Consider the following 18,953-nt stretch of genomic DNA (forward strand, 5'->3'; position numbering starts at 1 on the left):
ATATAATATTAACTTTTTAATAGTAAAACTGAGATAAAATTATTTAAGGAGTATATAAATGACTTTAATTGCAATTTTATGTTTTTATACTGCAATTTTTTCTTTGATTTCTTACATACAAATTCAATTTTTAGAAAAGCAAAAATTAAAAAAAGCTTTCATTTTAGAGGATGAAGCTTATAAAAATGCAGCAAATATAGCAATTGAAAATGAAAAATTTAAAATATTTTCTAATTTTTATACATTAATTATTAATATGCTTTGGATTGCATTTGGTTTTTTCTATCTTAAAAAAATTCTTATTCATTCTAATTCTATCTTAGAAAATACCTTGTTTTTACTTCTTTTTTTAATCATAACCAGTCTTTTAAATTTGCCGCTTAATTTATATGAAAATTTTGTTAAAAATAAAAAACAGGGTTTTTCTAATATGACTTTAATGCTTTTTATTAAAGATGGTATAAAATCTTTAATTTTATTAGTAATTTTTGGTTTTTTAATTTTATATGCTTTGTTGTTTTTTTATAATTATTTTGGAGCTTTTTGGTGGATAATAGCTTTTATATTTTCTTTTGTGGTTATTTTGATTATAAATGTTATTTATCCTATTTTAATCGCCCCTTTGTTTAATAAGATGCAAAAACTTAACGATGAAAATTTATTAAATCAGATTACAAGTTTAATGCACAAATGTGGTTTTAATGCTAATGGAATTTATGTAATTGATGCAAGTAAAAGGGATAAGCGTTTAAATGCTTATTTTGGAGGTCTTTTTAAAAGTAAAAGAGTTGTTTTATTTGATACGCTTTTAAAAGCTTTAAGTCAAAAAGAGTTATTGGCTGTTTTAGGTCATGAATTGGGACATTTTGTTCATAAAGATATAATCAAATTTTTATTTATTAATGCTTTGGTAATGTTTATTTTATTTTTTCTTTTTGCTAATTTACCAAATTTTGTTTACGAAGAAAGTCATTTAACAGATGTTGATGCTGGAGTATTTTTGCTTTTATTGATTTTTGGCAATGTTTTTAGCTTTATTGTTGCTCCTTTGGTTAATTTATTAAGTAGAAATAATGAATTTAATGCTGATCAATATGGTGCTAAAATGACTTCAAAAAATGATATGAAAAGTGCTTTAATTACTCTTGCAAAAGAAAATAAAGCCTTTGTAAAATCAAGTCGTATTTATACTTTTTTTCATTTAAGTCATCCAAGTATTAGCGATAGACTTAAGGCTTTAGATTGAGGATAAAACAAGCATTAAATTTAGCTAAAGAGTCTTTAAAAGACTATGAAAGTGAAGCTATTTTTATTTTATGTGAATATTTAAAAAAGGATAAAATTTGGCTTTTTTTAAATGAGGATTTAGAATTTGATGAAAAGCCTTATTTTGATTTAATTTCACGTTTTAAAAAAGGAGAGCCTTTTGAATATATTTTTAAAAAGGCTTATTTTTATAATTTAGAATTTTATGTTGAAAATGGAGTATTAATTCCAAGATACGATAGTGAAATTTTACTTACAAGACTCATTGAGCTATGTAAAAAGAATCATTTTGAAAATATCTTGGAAATAGGTTTTGGAAGTGGAATTTTGGGCATTGTTTTAGCCAAAGAATTAAACCTTAAAATCACTGCTTGTGATATTAGTGTTAAGGCTTTAGAGATTGCCAAGAAAAATGCAAAATTTCATAAAGTAGACCATTTAATCAATTTTATTTTATCTGATTTTAGAGATTTAAAAGATAAAAAATTTGATCTTATTTTTTCAAATCCTCCTTATATTAAAAATAATTATAAGCTTGATAAATGGGTTCTTAGTGAACCTAAAGAGGCTTTATTTGGCGGGGAAAAAGGATATGAAGTTTTAAAAGATATTATAGAATTTAGTTTTATTAATAATGTCAAATATTTAGCTTGTGAATTTGGCTATGATCAAAAAGAAATTTTACAGAAACTTTTAAGTAAAAATTTTTATCAAAGTCAGTTTTTTAAAGATGAAAGAGGTTTTAATAGAGCTTTTTTAGCAATTTTAAGGAGAGAACAATGAAAGCTATTAATCTTTTTTTACTCAGTGCGATCGTGGGTATTGAATTGATTCTTGGAGTCGTAGTTGCGCCAATTATTTTTTATCCTAAGAATATTATAGGAGAAGGAGTTTTGAGTCATTTTCAAAGTGGATTAATGATGACTCAGATTTTTATACAATTTGGTTATATCTTACTTTTTGTATCATTTTTTAACTTTTTTTATGAATGTTATAGTTTTTTTAAATACAAAATAAAATTTCAAGTTAGATTTTCAAAATTAATACTTTCTTTATTAATTTTAATTTTAGGTTTGTTATTTGTTTTTTATTTTAGTAATTATATAACAGAACAGCAAAAAATTTTAGGCGAACAAGTAATACAAAATGAAGAATTTAAAAGTATGCATTCAGCAAGTGAGGTTGTATTAAAAATTATCATTATAATGCAAGTTATTTTGTTTTTTTTAAGCTTTAAGATAGATAAAAAATACTAAAATAGTATAAATTTAACTAAAGGAGGAACTATGAAAGTCAGTAATACAAATGTAATGCAGCAAAATCATTATTTAGATAGTGCTCAAAAAGCTTCTGAAAAAGCCTTAGGAAACATTGCTGCTGTTAGAGCTATTAGTGGAGTTGATAGTTCTAATTTAGCTATTGCCGATTCTTTAAGATCAAATGCTAATACTATAGATCAAGGTATTGCTAATACTTATGATGCTATAGGTGTTTTACAAATAGCCGATGCAAGTTTAAGTAGCATTTCTCAAAGTGCGGATAAATTAAGTGAGCTTTCTGTTAGAATGAATAATGCAGCTTTAAATGATAGTCAAAAATCAATCTTAAGGACTGAAGCATCACGCATTCAAGAATCAATTGAAGATTCTTTTAACAATGCAAGCTATAATGGCAAGAATGTATTTCAAAGTATGGATTTTGTAGTTGGAAGTGGAAGTGAAAATTTTAATTTAAATGCTTTAAATACAAAAAATTTAAGCATTGATGATCCTGAAAGTATTTCAAATTTTAAAGACCAACTTGGAACTTTAAGATCAGAAATTGGATCAGGTATAAATTCTTTAACTTCAAATATTAACTCTAGTGTTCAAAACAGCATTAATGCTAAATCTTCAGAAAGTAATTTATTAAACAATGATTTAGCAAAAAATGTGAATGATTTAAATCAGTCTTATTTAAAAGAAAACGCTTCTGCATTTATAGCAGCACAATCTAATATGATGTTACAAGCTAAACTAGCTAGTTTATTAGGTTAAATAGAGTCTTTTGGGACTCTATTTAAATAAAATACTCCCAAGCCTTACCATATTTGATCCACATTTAATAGCTATTTCAAAATCATTACTCATACCCATAGAGCAAATTGTAGCTTTGTATTTTTTTAAATTTTCATAAATTTTATAAGCTTGTTCAAAATCTTTAGCAATTTGTTTTTTGTCATCACTATGAGAGGCCATGCACATAATTCCGCATAAATTTAAGCGAGGACATTCTTCTTGAATTTGAAGATATTCTTCTAAGGCTTTATCAGGTTGTATTCCTTGTTTAGAGTCTTCTTTTGCTATATTGATTTCAAGTAGAGTATCTAAAGTATAATCTAATTTTTTATCAACTAATTTAGCTATTTTAATTCCATTGCAAGATTGCCATAAATGAGGTTTTTGACGGATTAAAAGATTGATTTTATTGCTTTGAAGATTTCCTATAAAATGCCATTTTATATTTAAATTTTCTTTATCGAGTTCTTCTTTTTTTGTTTTTAAAGCTTGAATATGATTTTCCCCAAATTCTTTAATACCTAGCTTGTGAAAATTTTTAATGCTTGCAGCATCAACATATTTGCTTGCACCAACTAAACGAATATTTTGTGTAAGTTTTAGTATATTTTCTAAATCCATCAATTTTCTTTTAGTCTCCATCCTAAATAAGCACACGAAAGTGAAAATAAAAAGATAAGATTAAGCTCTAAATTTTTAAAACCAATAAAACTAATAGAAGTAGCACTATATAAAAATCCACCCATAGCACTATACATACAAAGAGTGCTTAAGGTTCCATTTTCTGCCATTTTTTTACAAGGACAAATTTTATAGACTTTCTTCTTTGTTTTATTTTTTAATTTAAGTCCTAGCAATGCAAAACAATTTAAAAAAATAAAAATGTATAATAAAAGAGAATCCAAATTCAATGAAAATACCTTAACCAACTTGGTAAATGAAGAATCTCTTCTTGCAAAGTACTCTCTTCTCCATGTCCAGGCAAAAGACGAAAATCTTCTTTATAAAGTAGAACTTTTTCTAAACTTTCTTTCATATTTTGAGCATTAGAATAAGGAAAATCCCATCTTCCTATACTCCTATAAAATAAAAAATCTCCACTAAACATTAAATTTTCACCTTTTACTTCTATCATTGAGCAACCTGGAGTATGACCAGGTAAAAAATGAAATTTAAAAGTTATACCATTAATGTCAATGTCATTTTCATTTTCAACTAAAATATCGGCTTTACTTTTTTCAAAACCTTGATTGAAAGGATCTTCAAGAAAAAATGCGTCTAATTTATGAATGTAAATAGGAATATTGAATTTATTTTTAACTTTGGCATTATCCCATACATGATCGTAATGTCCATGAGTATTTAAAATGGCTATAGGATTTTCAACATTTTTTTCTATAAATTCTAAAGCCCCCATACCAGGATCTATGATAAATTCACCCTTGTTTGTATTTAAAATATAACAATTTGTTTCATAAGGACCACAAGCTTGTTTAATTATTTGCATTTTAATCCTTCTTGCTTTAAAATTTATTATAATTATACATTATTTTAAAGGTATAAAACTTATGGATTATGAAAAATTAACTCAAAGAATTTATGAATTTATAAAAACAAAGGTTAAAAGTGCGAATGCAAAAGGAGTAGTGCTTGGTTTAAGCGGAGGAATTGATTCAGCATTAGTAGCAACACTTTGCAAGAATGCTTTAAAAACTGATATTTTTGCTCTTTTAATGCCAAGTAAATACTCAAACGAACAAAATTTACAAGATGCTCTTAAACTTTGTAAAAAATTAAATATAGAATATAAAATTATTAAAATTGATAAAATTTTAGCTTCATTTTTAGAGCAAAGTCAGGATACAAACAAAATCAGAATGGGTAATTTATGTGCTAGAATTCGTATGAGCTTGCTTTATGATTATTCTGCATTAAAAGGATATTTGGTTGTTGGAACTTCAAATAAAAGCGAGTTGATGTTAGGCTATGGAACAATTTATGGAGATTTAGCTTGTGCTTTTAACCCTATAGGAAGTCTTTATAAAAGTGAAATTTATAATTTGGCTACATTTTTAAATTTAGATCAAGCCTTTATACAAAAAGCTCCAAGTGCTGATCTTTGGGTAGGGCAAAATGATCAAGAGGATTTAGGTTTTTCTTATGAGGAAATTGATCAAGGCTTAAAAGCTTTAGAATTTAATGATGAAAAGAAAATGCTACAATTAAATCCTGAGCTAATTTCCATGCTTAAAGAAAGAATGGCAAAAAATGCCTTTAAAAGATCTTTACCGGAAATATTTAATGACTTGGCTTGATAGATATTTTTTTAAACCATCTTTTTGGCAAAAGTGTTTGGCTTTTATCTTGCTTCCTGTAAGTTTTTTATATTCTTTGATGGCTATTTTAAATCTATATTTTAGAAAAAACATAGATTTTAAAAAACCCATCATTAGTGTGGGAAATTTAAGTTTTGGTGGCAATGGAAAAACTCCAATATGCAAAGCTATTGCCAAAGAATTTGAAGGAGTTTTTATCGTACTTAGAGGATATAAAAGAAAAAGCAAAGGACTTTTTGTTGTAAAAGCCAATAACCAAATTTTATGCGATGTAATACAAAGTGGCGATGAAGCTATGGAATATGCTTATGAAGAAAATATAAGTGGAGTGATAGTAAGTGAAAATAGAGTAAAAGGTATACAAAAAGCTTTTGATTTAGGGGCTAAAATTATTTTACTTGATGATGCTTTTTCAAAATTTTATATCAAAAAGTTTGATATTTTATTAGAAAGCAAGATAGAGCCTTATTTTAATTTTACTTTGCCAAGTGGAGCTTATAGACTTCCTAAATTTTATAAAAAGAAGGCAAATTTTATTGCAAAAGAGGGTAAAGATTTTTATCGCTATTCTTTTGTAAAGGAAAATCCTAAAGCTATTTTAGTAACAGCTATTGCTAAGCCTTTCAGGCTTTATGAGCATTTTATAAAGGCTAGAGCTTGTTATTTTTTTAATGATCATTATGAATTTAAAAAAGAAGAACTTAAAAAATTACTTGATAAACATCATTGCGATACTTTAATGCTTACTTTTAAAGACTATGTGAAAGTAAAAGATTTTGGTTTTAAGTGTCAAATTATAGAATTAAATATAGAATTAGAAGATAGTTTTAAAAAAGTTTTACAAAACTATTTAAGGAGTTTTAATGCAACTTGTTAGCACAAGAGATAGAAAAAATAAAATAGATTTTAAAGAAGCCTTAATTAATCCTAGTGCAAAAGATGGAGGACTTTATACTTTTGATGAGATTTTACCTTTTAATGCTTATGATTTAAAAGATTTAAGTTACGAAGAATTTGCTTTAAAATTTATAGAACACTTTCATTTTGGTTATATTGATTTATTTAAAAAGGCCTTGCAAACTTATAAAGAATTTGATGATAAAACAGCTTTATTTTTAAGAAAAGTAAATGAAAATTTGTTTATCAATGAGCTTTATCATGGTCCAACTCGTGCTTTTAAAGATATGGCCTTGCAACCTTTTGGCGTGCTTTTAAATGAATTAAATAAAAATGATAAAATTTTAATTATTTGTGCAACAAGTGGCGATACCGGACCAGCTACTTTAAAAAGTTTTGAAAAATTTCAAAATATTAAGGTTGTTTGTATTTATCCTAAAGATGGCACAAGCGAAATTCAAGCTTTACAGATGCAAGCTTTAAATAAAAATCACTTAAGAGTTTTTGCAATAGAAGGAAATTTTGATGATGCTCAAAATACTTTAAAAAAGTTATTATTAAAAGATGATTTTAAAAGGATATTGAGTAATTTAGATTTTAAACTTTGTGTAGCAAATTCTATTAATTTTGGAAGAATTTTGTTTCAAATGATTTATCATTACTATGCTTGTGTGAAACTTGATAAAGTATTAGATGTTATAGTTCCAAGTGGTAATTTTGGCAATGCTTTAGCAGCATATTATGCCAAAAAAATGGGAGCTAAAATAGATCGTATTAAAATTGCTACTAATTCTAATGATGTTTTAAGTGATTTTTTCAATCAAGGTATTTATGATATAAGAGAAAGAAGTCTTAAAAAAACTATTTCTCCAGCTATGGATATATTAATTTCTTCAAATATAGAGCGTTTGCTTTTTGATAAATTTAAAGATTTAAGAACCAAAGAATTGATGAATGACTTAAAAGAAAAAAAATATTTTTATTTAAATAAAGATGAACTTGATAGTTTAAAGCAAGATTTTGATGCTTCTTCTTGTTCAGATTTAGAATGTATGAATTTTATTAAAAAATATTCTAAAGATTTTTTAATTGATCCACATACGGCAACTTGTTTTAAACTTTTAGATGAAGATAAAAGTACTCTTATAACTTCAACAGCAGAATGGACAAAATTTACCCCAAGTATATACAAAGCTTTATTTGATCAAGAGTTAAATAATGAAAAAGAAGCTATGCTTGAAATTGCTTTAAAATTTGATTATCAAATAAAACCAGATTTACTTGCTTTATTTGATATAAAAAATGAGAATTTAAAAGCTTATAAGTGTGATGAGCTTGAAAATGAAATTATAGATTGGATAAAACAATGATAATTATACCTGCCAGATTAAAATCAACAAGATTTCCTAAAAAAATTCTTTATAAAATTAATAATGTTCCAATGTTTATAGCAACAGCTCAAAAAATGTCAAAAATTGATGAGGTGATTATAGCTTTAGATGATGAAGAGGTTTTAAAAATTGCTAAAGATTTTGGTTTTAAGGCAGTTTTAACTTCAAAAGATCATGAAAGTGGCACAGATAGGATTAAAGAAGCAAGTGATATTTTAAATTTAAATGAAAATGAAATTATTATCAATGTGCAAGCTGATGAGCCTTTTATAGAGGAAGAAAATATAATTAAATTTAAAGAATTTTGTTCTATGAATTTAAATGAAGATGTTTTTATGGCAAGTTGTTATAAAAATATATCTAAAATTGAAGCTAGTGATCCAAATTTGGTTAAAGTTGTAATTGATAAATTTGATTTTGCCTTGTATTTTTCAAGAGCTAAAATTCCTTTTGAAAGAGAAGATTATAATGATTTTAAAGGACACTTAGGAATTTATGGTTATAGGGTTAAATCATTAAAAGAATTTTGTGCATTTAAAAGTTCAAATTTAGAAAAAAGTGAAAAATTAGAACAATTAAGAGCATTAGAAAATGGTAAAAAAATTAAAATGCTTAAAATTGCTACTAAAAGTATAGGTATAGATACTTTAGAGGATTATGAAAAGGCATTAAAAATTTTTGATCATGCACATTAAAAAAGCAAATTTAAGTGATTTACCAATTTTATTACCATTGGCTTTTTTACTTTTTGGTGGTGATAAAAATACTTTAGAACAAGAACTTAAGAAATTGCTTTGTTCTAAAAATCATATTTTTTTCTTATTGTATGTAGAAAATAAAGAGATTGCTTTTGCATTAGCTTCTTTAAGATTTGATTATGTAGAAGGATCTAAAACATCTCCTGTTGGTTATTTGGAGGCAATTTTTGTTAAAGAAGAATTTAGGAGAAAATCTTATGCAAGTTCTTTATTAAAAGCTTGCCAGTTATGGGCTTTAGAACAAGGAGCTTTAGAATTTGCAAGTGATTGTGAGTCTAAGAATCTTGATAGTATTAAATTTCATCAAGCTATGGGTTTTGATATTACCAATCATCTTGTTTGTTTTATAAAAAAACTTAAAATTTAATTTTTGATAGGACTAAAATGAATTTATGGGATAAAAAAGCTAAAACTTACGCAAGATATAGTGAGACTTTAAATAAGATTCAGCAAGATAGTTTTGAAGAATTTAAAAAATTGAATATAGATTTTAAAGATAAATTGATGATTGATATAGGTTGTGGAACAGGAGTTTGGACTTTGCATTTTGCAAAAGTAGCTAAAGAAATTTTAGCATTAGATAGTTCAAAAATCATGTTAGAAATTTTAAGTCAAGATGCTTTGAATTTGGGCATAAATAATATTAAATATCAGAATTTAAGTTTTGATCTTTTTTATAAAGAAAATCCTAATTTTAGATGTGATATAGCTTTTTTAAGCATGTCTCCTGCTTTGCAAAATGAAATAGATTATAAAAATTTTATGACTTTGGCTCCACTTAGAATTTATCTTGGATGGGCTGATTATAGAAAGAGTGATTTTTTAGATCCTATTTTTAGACATTTTAATACAGAATTTAAAGGATTTTATAAAAAAGATTTAGAAAATTTTTTAATTGAGAAAAATATTAAATTTCATAAGATAATTTTTAATGAGATGCGAGTAGTTCAAAGAAGTCGTGAGGAAGCTATTGAAAATGCTTTGTGGCATTTAGATATGAATGGAGTAAAAACAGATAAAAGGATATTAGAAAATTTTATAAAAGAAGAAGTAAAAGAGCAAATTGAATCAAAAATAAAACTTCTAATTTTTTGAATTTTTAGATATTATAACGCTTTTTATTTTTTAAGGAATGCTTAATGGATGCCAATATTGCTTTAATGATGATTTCTGATAAAATTCCATCACAAAGTTTAACTCTTGTTCAAGAAAAACTCAAAAATTCTAGTGAAGATAAAATTAATAACATTGCAACTTTAAATTTCAAAAGCCATATTGTTGGTTTAATTTTAGGTTTCTTTTTGGGTATTTTTGGAGCCGATCATTTTTATAAAGGTGATATAAATTAGGTCTTTTAAAACTTTTAACTTGGATTATAGGTGTGATTACGATTTGGATTTTATAGGCAGTTTTATTTTGTTTATATTATGGATTTGGTGTATTGTGGATTATTTTTTAGTATGGAAAGGCATTAAAAAAGATAATCTTAAAAAAATTTTAAGAGCATTAGAATAAATCCTAAATTATATAATTTAGGATTTTACTTGAAATCTTAAATTTTCTCCAGCCATAAAAGGAATAATTTTTTCATTTTCATTTTTATACTCGTTTGGAACCTGCCAATTTTCATTATCTAAAGTAATAATCTTATCCTCTTTAAAACTTAAATTATGGATTTTACAAGCGTTGTCTGATATAAATTTTTGTAAATTTTCTTGATTTGAGTGTTTTTGAAATAATTCAGCTAAAACGCTTAAGGCTATAGGAGCACTAAAAATTCCTGCTGCACAACCACAGCATTCTTTTTCATCTTTTGGATGAGGAGCACTATCGCTTCCAAACATTACTTTTTCATAAGCATTAAAGGCTAATTCACAAAGTGCAGTTTTATCTTCATAAGTTTTAGCAATAGGTTTGCAAAAAAGATGAGGTTTCATTTTTCCACCAATGACATCATCTAAAGTAAGTATTAAATGATGCAAGGTGATGGTTGCATATAAATTTTCATAATCTTTTAGCAATTTACAAAGTGTCTTAGTGCTTATATGTTCCATTATAATTTTAAGATTTTTAAAATTTTTTGCCAATTTTTCATAAATTTTTGAAAAATTGCTTTCTCTATCCATTACAAAATCATTTGTTTCTCCGTGTACTAATAAAGGAATATTTAAAGCACTCATAGCTTCTAAAGTAGGTTTTAAAGTTTCAATTTCAAAATTTGAAATTCCATTTTCTGAATTTGTGGTGATTCCTGCTGGATAAAGTTTGATAGCAAAAATTTCATCTTTTGCATTTTCTAAAAATTTTTCATCATAATTTTTAAAAAAAAGTGTCATTAAAGGAGTAAAGTGGTTATCATTGCTTGCCTTTAAAATACGCTCTTTATAAGCTTTTAATGATTTAATATCACAAAGTGGGGGAACTAAATTAGGCATAATGACAGCTGCACGAAAATCTTTTGTGCTTAAAGGTGCAACAAGTTTTAACATTGATTCATCTCTTAAATGTAAATGCATATCCAAAGGATTTTTAAGCTTCATTTTTACTCCTTGTTATAAATTTTTATAATTATATAAATGAATACATATTTATTCTTTAATATAAAGTTGATAAAAACCATTTTTGAGTTTTTTAAAAACTTTTTTTTCTTCTAAAAATTTAAAAGTTGCAATAATTGTAGGTTTGCTTTGATGAAGTTTTTTTTCAATATCACTTATTTTTATCATAATAAATCCATTATCATCAGCATTTTCACATAAAAATTTTAAAAGTTCATAACGCTTTTTTCCAAAAAGTTCTTTTATCAAATTTTCAAATTTCATAAATATAAATGTCCCAAAATAATTCCCCAAGTAAAAAGAGCCAAAACGATACTAAAAAATACAGCGCTTGAACCATAGTCTTTTGCCATTTTTGCTTTTTCGTGCCATTTGTCTGTTGTTAAATCAACGCAAGATTCAATTGCTGAATTTAATGCTTCTATAATTAAAATAAGCATTAGAACAAAAATTAAAATTAAATGTTCCAACAAAGAAATTGGGAGAAAAAAGCTTATAATAATAGCAGGAATAATAATACCAAGCTCTATACAAAAAGAAGTTTCATTTTTAATAAGACTCCAAATTCCTTCTATAGCATATTTAGTATTTTTAAAAAAATGATATTTTGGTTTCAAGGATTAGCCTTTAAGGAATTATTAAACAAATCATAATTACTTTGATAAACATTGCTTTTTACATTAAAATATCCCAAAAGAGAGCTAAAAAGATTATCTTGAGAAAGTTTTAAATTTTTGTATTTTTCTGCTAATTTTATTAAATTACTATCATTACTCCAAAAAATTAAAGGAATGTGTGTTTGATATTTTGGAGCAAAAGCATAAGGCATTCCATGAAGATATAAACCATTTTCTCCCAAGCTTTCTCCATGATCAGAAATATAAATTAATGAACTTTGATAGTCGCTTTTTTCTTTTAAAAGTGTAATAATTTCACTTAAAATAAAGTCTGTATAAAGTAGGGTATTATCGTAAGTATTAATAAGTGCTTCTTGTGAACATTTATCAAGCGTATTGGTATCGCAAGTTGGTAAAAATTTTTTAAATTCTTTAGGATAACGTTTGTAATAAGTCGGTCCATGCGATCCTTGTAAATGTAATACTATAATATTTTGATTTTTGAGATTTTCTAGTTTTTCTTTGAGTGAGTCGAGTAAATTCCCATCATATTGATAAGAATATAATTCTGTTTGTTTAATGCGATCGCAAACTCCCTTGCAACCTCCTGAATTATTATCAATCCAAATAGTATTGATTCCAAGTTTTTGTAAAATATCTAAAGCATTTTCTTGAAATTCGTTGATTGAGAAATCTTCTCTCTTTGAAATGGAAAACATACAAGGTAAACTTATAGCTGTAGCTGTTCCGCAGGAGCTTACATCATTAAAAAAGACTACCTTTTCTTTTTTAGTGTAAGCGTTTGTATCATTTATAGTATAACCTCCCAAAGAGTAATTTGCTGCTCTTGCGGTTTCGCCCACTACCAAAATAAGAAGTTTTTTGCTGGTATTATCTTCTATATAAGCATCATTTTCTATGATTTTAAATTTTTCTTTGGCTTTTATATTTTTACTATAGTAGCGCCATAAAGAGTAAATTTGATAAAAAGGGGTGTTATACATTCTAATTTCATTATAATTTCTAAAAAATGGAATATAAGTTTTAGTTAAAGGTAAAAATATACATAAAAATAAAATTAAAGCTAAAAATATACTCATTATTTTAGTAGGAAGTATTTTAGAATTAACTATTTTTAATTTAATAATAAAAATGATTAATATTAAAGAACCTAGAGTTAAAAGGATTAAACGCCAATTTATGAGTTCTTTGACTTCTTTTATATCTGTTTGCATAGCGTTTAAAATCATATCAGAGTCTATTAAAACTCCATAATAATGAATAAAATATATACTTATTAAAGAACTTAAAATAAAAAATATAGAGAAAATTTTTGTAAGAAATTTAATAAACAATAAAGAAAAAATAGTATGTATCAATAAAAAATACATAACAATGAAAGCCAAAGTAAGCCAAGTATTTTGAATCTTTTCATATACAAAAATAAAAAGATTGAAATTTAAGCAAGTTATTAATAAAGAATTTAATAATACAAATTTAAACCATGAGATTTTTAGCATATTTTCCTTTCAAATTCAAAAATTTATTATAAAAATATTAAATTAACGCATGGCACAAATTGAAAAAATGTGTTATGATTGCACTTTTTATTTTAAGGATAGATATGAAGTTATTATCTTGGAATGTAAATGGTTTAAGAGCTATTTGTGATAAAAATGCATTAGATTGGATCAATGAAGAAAAAATTGATTTTATAGGTTTTCAAGAAATCAAAGCTCATGAAGATAAGTTTCCTAAAAAAATTTATGAATATCCTTTTAAATATATTTATTCTAATTCTGCAAAAAGGCCAGGATATTCTGGAGTTATGAGTCTTTGTAATTTTGAATGTGAAGTAAAAAAATGTGAATTTTTTGATGATGATGAGGGAAGGGTTTTAGAACATCGTTTTAAAAATATAGTTCTTTTTAATATTTATTTTCCTAATGGGCAAAAAGATGAAGAACGTTTAAATTTTAAAATGAAATTTTATAAAGATTTTTTAATATATCTTGAAAAACTTTTAAATGAAAAAAAAGAAATTATTATTTGTGGCGATGTAAATACTGCACACAAGGAAATAGATCTTACTCATCCAAAAGCAAATTCAAATACTTCAGGATTTTTACCTATAGAAAGAGCTTGGATTGATGATTTGCTTAATATGGGTTTTATTGATACATTTAGAGAAATCAATGGAGATGTCAAAGAAAGATATTCGTGGTGGAGTTATAGAATGAAAGCAAGAGAAAGAAATGTGGGTTGGAGAATTGATTATTTTTTTATTTCCGCTGGTTTAAAAAATAAATTAAAAAATGCTTTTATAAGAGATGATGTGTTTGGCTCAGATCATGCTCCTGTTGGTATTGAGATTGATATTTAATCAAAAAATAGATGCTGAATCAAAATTTTTACCCCAAGCAAGATTAAAACTCCACCTCCTAATAACTCTGCTTTAGAGCTTAGATAAACGCCAAATTGATTACCAATTTTAAGTGCAAAAATACAAAGTATAAAGGTAATAAAACCAATTAAAAAAAGTGCTAATAATAAATTAACTTGTAAAAAAGCAAAACTTACTCCTATGGCAAATGCATCAATACTTGTTGCAATGGCTAAGGAGAGCATGGTTTTAAAATTAAATTCGTTTGCTATATTTTCACAACTTTTATTTTCAAATGATTCTTTAATCATTTTTATGCCAATAAAAGCAAGCAGTATAAAAGCTATCCAATGATCAATTTCTCTAACAAAAGGTTCAAATTCTATCCCTATAATATATCCTAATAAAGGCATTAAAGCTTGAAAGCCACCAAAATAAACTCCTACCAAAAGATAATGTTTTATATTTAATTTTTTAACGCTAAAACCTTTGCATAAAGAGACAGCAAAAGCATCCATTGCCAAAGCAATAGATAGAAAAATTAAACTAAAAATATCCATATTTAACCTTTGTATGATTTGCAAAAATAATGAAATTATAATTTAAAAATATTAATTTATAATTTAATATAATATTAAGAATAATAAATGTATAATTCATTCTTTAAAACTCATATTAAACTGAAAGGCCCATTCGTCTAGCGGTTAGGACATCGCCCTTTCACGGCGGTAACACGAGTTCGAGTCTCGTATGGGTCACCACTTTTTTATAAAATCACACTTTGCTTTCTAAATTAATTTTTAATAAATTCTGTTATAATTTTTCTAATAAAATAAGATAAGGAAAATTTATGCTTCAAACTTGTATTTTTCCAGCAGCCGGTTATGGAACAAGATTTTTGCCCGCAACAAAAACTCTTCCAAAAGAAATGTTACCAATTCTTAATAAGCCTCTTATTCATTATGGTGTTGATGAAGCTTTAGAGGCTGGTATGGATAATATGGGATTTGTAACAGGAAGAGGAAAGAGAGCTTTAGAGGATTATTTTGATATTTCATATGAACTCGAACATCAAATTTCAGGAACAAAAAAAGAGTATTTATTAAATGATATAAGATCTTTAATAGATCGTTGTACTTTTACATTTACAAGACAAAATCAAATGAAAGGCTTGGGTGATGCGATTTTAAAAAGCAAACCATTAGTTGGAGATGAGGCTTTTGGGGTGATATTAGCTGATGATTTGTGTGTTAATGAAGAAGGCTTTAATGTAATGTCTCAAATGGTTAAAATTTATGAAAAATATCGTTGCACTATTGTTGCAGTTATGGAAGTGCCAAAAGATCAAGTTTCAAATTATGGAATAGTTACTGGAAATAATGTAGAAGATAATTTAGTTATGGTAAATTCTATGATAGAAAAACCAGATATTAATGAAGCTCCAAGTAATTTAGCAATAATAGGAAGATATATTTTAACTCCAGATATTTTTGGTATTTTAGAAAATACTAAAGCTGGAAAAAATGGAGAAATTCAACTTACTGATGCTTTATTAACCCAAGCTTTAAGTGGTATGGTTTTAGCTTATAAATTTCAAGGAAAACGTTTTGATTGTGGGAGTGTTGATGGTTTTGTAGAAGCAACTAATTTTTTCTATAAGAAAAGTCTATGCTAAAAAATACTTTATTTTTTAAGACGACAAAATTTGAGAATATTAGATCTTATGCTAATCGTATTAATGATGAATTTGAAAGTGGAGATGTAGGATATTATCATTTAATTGACACAAGTTTAAAGCTTATTGATGAAAGTAAAGAATTTATCAAAGATAAAGAATATATTAAAAATATTATTTTAGTTGGAATGGGCGGATCAAGTTGCGGGGTGAAAGCTCTAAAAGATTTGCTTTTTAATCAAAATACGAGTTTAAAGAATCTTTATATTATAGATAATACTTCATCTTCTACTTTGATGGAAATTTTAAAATGTATTGATATTAAAGAAAGTCTTTTTTTAATTACAAGTAAAACGGGTAATACTATTGAGGTTATTTCAATTTTTAAAATTATTATTGGATATTTTAATTTAAAATTGAATGAGTTACAAGATTATTTTATTTTTATTACAGATAAAGATTCAAATCTGCATAAGCAAGCTAAAGATTTAAATATAAAAACTTTTTTTATTCCAAATAATGTTGGAGGACGTTTTAGTATACTTTCGGCTGTAGGTATAGTGCCGTTTTGTTTTTGTGGTTATGATGCAAAAGAGCTTTTAAATGGAGCTAGAGCTTGTTTTGAAGATTTTTTTATCCATAAAAAAGATGAAATTTTGCAAAAAGCTTATCATTATTGTACGCATAAAAATGCCAATATTAATGTTTTATTTAGTTATAATGATATTTTTAGAGGTTTTAATGAATGGTATATACAGCTTATTGCTGAGAGTTTGGGCAAAAAACAAGGATACAAAAGAATAGGTTTAACTCCTATTGCTTTAATTGGAGCAAGAGATCAGCATAGTTTTTTGCAACTTATTATGGATGGTCCTAAAAATAAAACTATAACTTTTCTAAAAATAAAAAATCTTAAAAATTCTCCTATCATACCAGATATTAATTTTAAATTTTTAGATTCATCAAGTAATAATATAAAATTACAAGAACTTTTAAATGCTCAGTGTGATGCAACAATGCATGCATTAATTTCTGAAAATCTTAGTGTTGATTTGATTGAAATTGAATATCTTGATCCTTGGCATATAGGGTATTTAATGTATTATTATGAACTTTTTACTTCTGCTTGCGGGATTATGCTAGGAATAAACACTTATGATCAACCTGGTGTTGAAGTTGGAAAGCTTATTTTAAAAAATATATTAAATTCTCGTTAATTTTTTACAGAAAAAGAGTATAATAGAGTAAAGTAAAATTATAATAAAAAATTTTATTTAATAATAATTATTATTTAATAATTTTATGTTATAATTTTAAAAATTAAAAAAGGAGATAAAATGTCAGTAGTAAATCAATTATTACAAATTCAAGCAGATGCACATCATTTATGGATTAAATTTCATAATTATCATTGGAATGTTAAAGGACTTCAGTTTTTTGCAATCCACGAATATACAGAAAAAGCTTATGAAGAAATGGCTGAACTTTTTGATGATTGTGCTGAGAGAGTATTGCAACTTGGAGAAAAAGCTATAGTTTGCAGAAAGACTTTAGTAGAAAAAGCTAAAAGTCCAAAAGTAGATAAAGATTGCTTTACTCCTATTGAAGTGGTTGATCTTATTAAACAAGATTATGAATATCTTTTAGGAGAATTTAAAAAATTAAATGAAGAATCTGAAAAAGTCAATGATACAACTACAGCTGCTTTTGCACAAGAAAAAATTGCTAAATATGAAAAAGATCTTTGGATGTTAAGATCAACTTTACAAAGTTCTTGTCAAACAAGTTCTCAAAGCTGTTGTTAAATAAATAATTTTAAGCAGAGAAATTTCTCTGCTTAATGTAAATCTTCATTAAGTTTTATTGCTTTTTTATTAAATCCTACGATCATAGCCCCGCTAATAGAATCTTGTCTAAAATGAAGTCCATTTAAACCTTGAAGTTCTAATCCTTTATACATATCTTTTGAAAATTCAAAATCTTTATTTACTTTTTGAAGTTTGTCTTTATCCTTAAGCAAGAATTTAGTTCCTTCTAAAACAGCAATTCCAGCATCGACTATACAATTATCTCCTAAAGGTATGCCTGTAACTGAATTTGCTCCTAGAAGACAAGATTTGCCTATGCTAATAGCATTTCCACTTGTTCCACTTAATACACCTAAGATAGAAGCACCACCTCCTATATCAGTACCTTCTCCAACTATTACCGAGGAACTAATACGCCCTTCAACCATACAAGCACCTGTTGTGCCTGAATTAAAATTAACATAGCTTGCACCTGGCATTATAGTTGTTCCTGCTGCTAGATGTGCTCCCATTCTAACTTTAGAACTTTCAAGAATTCTTGTATTTTCTTCTGGGATAATATGAGATAAAAACCTTGGAAATTTATCAACAAAATCAATTTTTGGATATTGATTTTTCATCTTAAGTTTCATTTGATTGACTCTTAAATATTCTAATTCTATAGGCTTATCATCACTCCAAGCAACATTACTTAAAAGACCAAAAGCTCCATTTAAATTTAAAGATCTTAAAGGAACTTTCTTGGTTGAAATAAGATAAAGCTTTAAATAGACACTTTCAACGCTTAAAGGTTCTTTATCTTCAAAAATACACACAAAAGCATATTCATCATCTTTAAAAGATTCTTTAATAATTTTGAGTAAATCAATATTTTGATGACCTTCTTCTTCTAAAAATGGTTTAAAACAAGAAAGAGCAAATTCAATATCCTCTAATTTTAAGACATTGACAAATTCACTTGCATTAAAGTCAATCTCTACTCCTCTTTTATTAAAAGCTTCAAACATGATGGCAGCCGAAGCATAATTTTGTTCAAAATTTACAAAAGCAAAATTTGCTTGTAAAATTTTATTTTTATTAATTTGTCCACGATCAAGTCTTGCGATACCAAAAGCTTTTGGACTTTTATATCCTTGTTTTTGTTCTATTTGTTTTACAAAAAGTAAAAAATCTTCTTTAGAATTTATCATTATTTTTCTCCTTATAT

General features: G+C 26.0%; 23 protein-coding genes, 1 tRNA gene and 1 pseudogene. 16 read left to right on the top strand and 9 right to left on the bottom strand.

What is annotated here, in order from left to right; translation table 11 throughout:
* Positions 1–58 precede the first annotated feature (58 nt).
* The 4 genes from CNZW441b_RS01350 to CNZW441b_RS01365 are packed head-to-tail and all read left to right on the top strand — an operon-like array spanning position 59 to position 3,302.
* On the top strand, positions 59–1,246 hold the full coding sequence (locus CNZW441b_RS01350) for a M48 family metallopeptidase (RefSeq protein ID WP_216681456.1): 1,188 nt from the start codon (positions 59–61) through the stop codon (positions 1,244–1,246).
* Positions 1,243–2,049: a peptide chain release factor N(5)-glutamine methyltransferase gene (gene prmC, locus CNZW441b_RS01355; protein ID WP_131162977.1), complete on the top strand. Its 807-nt coding sequence runs from the start codon at positions 1,243–1,245 to the stop codon at positions 2,047–2,049. Before CNZW441b_RS01350 ends, prmC begins: the two co-directional genes overlap by 4 nt.
* Positions 2,046–2,522, top strand: coding sequence for a DUF4149 domain-containing protein (locus CNZW441b_RS01360; RefSeq protein WP_131165898.1), 477 nt, complete (start codon positions 2,046–2,048; stop codon positions 2,520–2,522). Before prmC ends, CNZW441b_RS01360 begins: the two co-directional genes overlap by 4 nt.
* Before the next feature lie 30 nt (positions 2,523–2,552).
* A complete protein-coding gene (locus tag CNZW441b_RS01365; RefSeq protein WP_131165899.1) occupies positions 2,553–3,302 on the top strand; it encodes a flagellin in 750 nt (249 codons plus the stop codon).
* A gap of 18 nt (positions 3,303–3,320) precedes the next feature.
* Here CNZW441b_RS01365 and CNZW441b_RS01370 read toward each other — a convergent pair whose 3' ends face one another.
* Genes CNZW441b_RS01370 through CNZW441b_RS01380 form a run of 3 tightly spaced genes read right to left on the bottom strand, consistent with a single transcriptional unit; the run spans position 3,321 to position 4,830 of the window.
* Positions 3,321–3,944 (bottom strand): YggS family pyridoxal phosphate-dependent enzyme, encoded by a 624-nt coding sequence (locus CNZW441b_RS01370; protein WP_131162980.1) that lies wholly within the window; start codon positions 3,942–3,944, stop codon positions 3,321–3,323.
* Entirely contained in the window at positions 3,944–4,234 is a 291-nt protein-coding gene (locus CNZW441b_RS01375; protein ID WP_131165900.1) for a hypothetical protein, read from the bottom strand. Before CNZW441b_RS01375 ends, CNZW441b_RS01370 begins: the two co-directional genes overlap by 1 nt.
* Positions 4,231–4,830 carry an MBL fold metallo-hydrolase gene (locus tag CNZW441b_RS01380; RefSeq protein ID WP_131165901.1) on the bottom strand — a complete coding sequence of 200 codons (600 nt, stop codon included), beginning with the start codon at positions 4,828–4,830 and terminating at the stop codon, positions 4,231–4,233. Before CNZW441b_RS01380 ends, CNZW441b_RS01375 begins: the two co-directional genes overlap by 4 nt.
* Before the next feature lie 61 nt (positions 4,831–4,891).
* Between CNZW441b_RS01380 and CNZW441b_RS01385 the strand changes: the two genes are divergently transcribed.
* The 7 genes and pseudogenes from CNZW441b_RS01385 (at position 4,892) to CNZW441b_RS01415 (ending at position 10,220) form a co-directional block, all read left to right on the top strand.
* A complete protein-coding gene (locus CNZW441b_RS01385; protein ID WP_131165902.1) occupies positions 4,892–5,638 on the top strand; it encodes an NAD+ synthase in 747 nt (248 codons plus the stop codon).
* Positions 5,625–6,536, top strand: coding sequence for a tetraacyldisaccharide 4'-kinase (locus tag CNZW441b_RS01390; protein ID WP_424944996.1), 912 nt, complete (start codon positions 5,625–5,627; stop codon positions 6,534–6,536). Before CNZW441b_RS01385 ends, CNZW441b_RS01390 begins: the two co-directional genes overlap by 14 nt.
* Positions 6,523–7,926: a threonine synthase gene (thrC, locus tag CNZW441b_RS01395; protein ID WP_131165904.1), complete on the top strand. Its 1,404-nt coding sequence runs from the start codon at positions 6,523–6,525 to the stop codon at positions 7,924–7,926. Before CNZW441b_RS01390 ends, thrC begins: the two co-directional genes overlap by 14 nt.
* Positions 7,923–8,642, top strand: coding sequence for a 3-deoxy-manno-octulosonate cytidylyltransferase (kdsB, locus tag CNZW441b_RS01400; protein WP_131165905.1), 720 nt, complete (start codon positions 7,923–7,925; stop codon positions 8,640–8,642). The genes thrC and kdsB overlap by 4 nt, the downstream gene beginning before the upstream one ends.
* On the top strand, positions 8,632–9,072 hold the full coding sequence (gene aac(6'), locus CNZW441b_RS01405) for an aminoglycoside 6'-N-acetyltransferase (protein ID WP_243830590.1): 441 nt from the start codon (positions 8,632–8,634) through the stop codon (positions 9,070–9,072). Before kdsB ends, aac(6') begins: the two co-directional genes overlap by 11 nt.
* A gap of 17 nt (positions 9,073–9,089) precedes the next feature.
* Positions 9,090–9,800 (top strand): class I SAM-dependent methyltransferase, encoded by a 711-nt coding sequence (locus CNZW441b_RS01410; protein ID WP_216681457.1) that lies wholly within the window; start codon positions 9,090–9,092, stop codon positions 9,798–9,800.
* A 44-nt stretch (positions 9,801–9,844) separates the two neighbouring features.
* Positions 9,845–10,220 (top strand): annotated as a pseudogene (locus tag CNZW441b_RS01415) (NINE protein).
* A gap of 17 nt (positions 10,221–10,237) precedes the next feature.
* Here CNZW441b_RS01415 and pyrC read toward each other — a convergent pair.
* From pyrC to CNZW441b_RS01435, 4 genes are read right to left on the bottom strand one after another with little or no spacing between them, the layout of a single operon-like run.
* Complete coding sequence (pyrC, locus tag CNZW441b_RS01420) at positions 10,238–11,245, bottom strand: dihydroorotase (RefSeq protein ID WP_216681458.1); 1,008 nt, start codon at positions 11,243–11,245, stop codon at positions 10,238–10,240.
* A 48-nt stretch (positions 11,246–11,293) separates the two neighbouring features.
* Entirely contained in the window at positions 11,294–11,527 is a 234-nt protein-coding gene (locus tag CNZW441b_RS01425; RefSeq protein ID WP_131162991.1) for a replication/maintenance protein RepL, read from the bottom strand.
* Entirely contained in the window at positions 11,524–11,880 is a 357-nt protein-coding gene (locus tag CNZW441b_RS01430) for a diacylglycerol kinase (RefSeq protein ID WP_131162992.1), read from the bottom strand. The genes CNZW441b_RS01425 and CNZW441b_RS01430 overlap by 4 nt, the downstream gene beginning before the upstream one ends.
* The gene (locus CNZW441b_RS01435) at positions 11,877–13,400 is read right to left on the bottom strand and encodes a phosphoethanolamine transferase (RefSeq protein ID WP_216681459.1); all 1,524 of its coding nucleotides are present in this window, start codon (positions 13,398–13,400) and stop codon (positions 11,877–11,879) included. Before CNZW441b_RS01435 ends, CNZW441b_RS01430 begins: the two co-directional genes overlap by 4 nt.
* Before the next feature lie 104 nt (positions 13,401–13,504).
* Between CNZW441b_RS01435 and CNZW441b_RS01440 the strand changes: the two genes are divergently transcribed.
* Positions 13,505–14,263, top strand: a complete 759-nt coding sequence (locus CNZW441b_RS01440; protein WP_216681595.1) for an exodeoxyribonuclease III — start codon at positions 13,505–13,507, stop codon at positions 14,261–14,263.
* On the opposite strand, the gene CNZW441b_RS01445 is transcribed toward CNZW441b_RS01440, so the two are convergent.
* Positions 14,260–14,823: a manganese efflux pump MntP gene (locus CNZW441b_RS01445; protein WP_131162995.1), complete on the bottom strand. Its 564-nt coding sequence runs from the start codon at positions 14,821–14,823 to the stop codon at positions 14,260–14,262. The genes CNZW441b_RS01440 and CNZW441b_RS01445 overlap by 4 nt on opposite strands.
* Positions 14,824–14,949: 126 nt before the next feature.
* Between CNZW441b_RS01445 and CNZW441b_RS01450 the strand changes: the two genes are divergently transcribed.
* From CNZW441b_RS01450 to CNZW441b_RS01465, 4 genes are all read left to right on the top strand, one after another.
* Positions 14,950–15,024, top strand: a tRNA-Glu gene (locus CNZW441b_RS01450).
* 89 nt (positions 15,025–15,113) lie between these two features.
* Entirely contained in the window at positions 15,114–15,938 is an 825-nt protein-coding gene (galU, locus tag CNZW441b_RS01455; RefSeq protein ID WP_131165909.1) for a UTP--glucose-1-phosphate uridylyltransferase GalU, read from the top strand.
* Positions 15,932–17,155 (top strand): glucose-6-phosphate isomerase, encoded by a 1,224-nt coding sequence (locus CNZW441b_RS01460; RefSeq protein ID WP_131162997.1) that lies wholly within the window; start codon positions 15,932–15,934, stop codon positions 17,153–17,155. The genes galU and CNZW441b_RS01460 overlap by 7 nt, the downstream gene beginning before the upstream one ends.
* A gap of 120 nt (positions 17,156–17,275) precedes the next feature.
* Positions 17,276–17,743 (top strand): Dps family protein, encoded by a 468-nt coding sequence (locus tag CNZW441b_RS01465; protein WP_131162998.1) that lies wholly within the window; start codon positions 17,276–17,278, stop codon positions 17,741–17,743.
* A gap of 32 nt (positions 17,744–17,775) precedes the next feature.
* Here the strand turns inward: CNZW441b_RS01465 and CNZW441b_RS01470 are convergent, their stop codons facing one another.
* Positions 17,776–18,936 (bottom strand): tetrahydrodipicolinate N-succinyltransferase N-terminal domain-containing protein, encoded by a 1,161-nt coding sequence (locus tag CNZW441b_RS01470; RefSeq protein ID WP_131162999.1) that lies wholly within the window; start codon positions 18,934–18,936, stop codon positions 17,776–17,778.
* Between the last annotated feature and the right edge of the window lie 17 nt (positions 18,937–18,953).

Source organism: Campylobacter novaezeelandiae, assembly GCF_018968685.1.
GTDB lineage: Bacteria > Campylobacterota > Campylobacteria > Campylobacterales > Campylobacteraceae > Campylobacter_D > Campylobacter_D novaezeelandiae.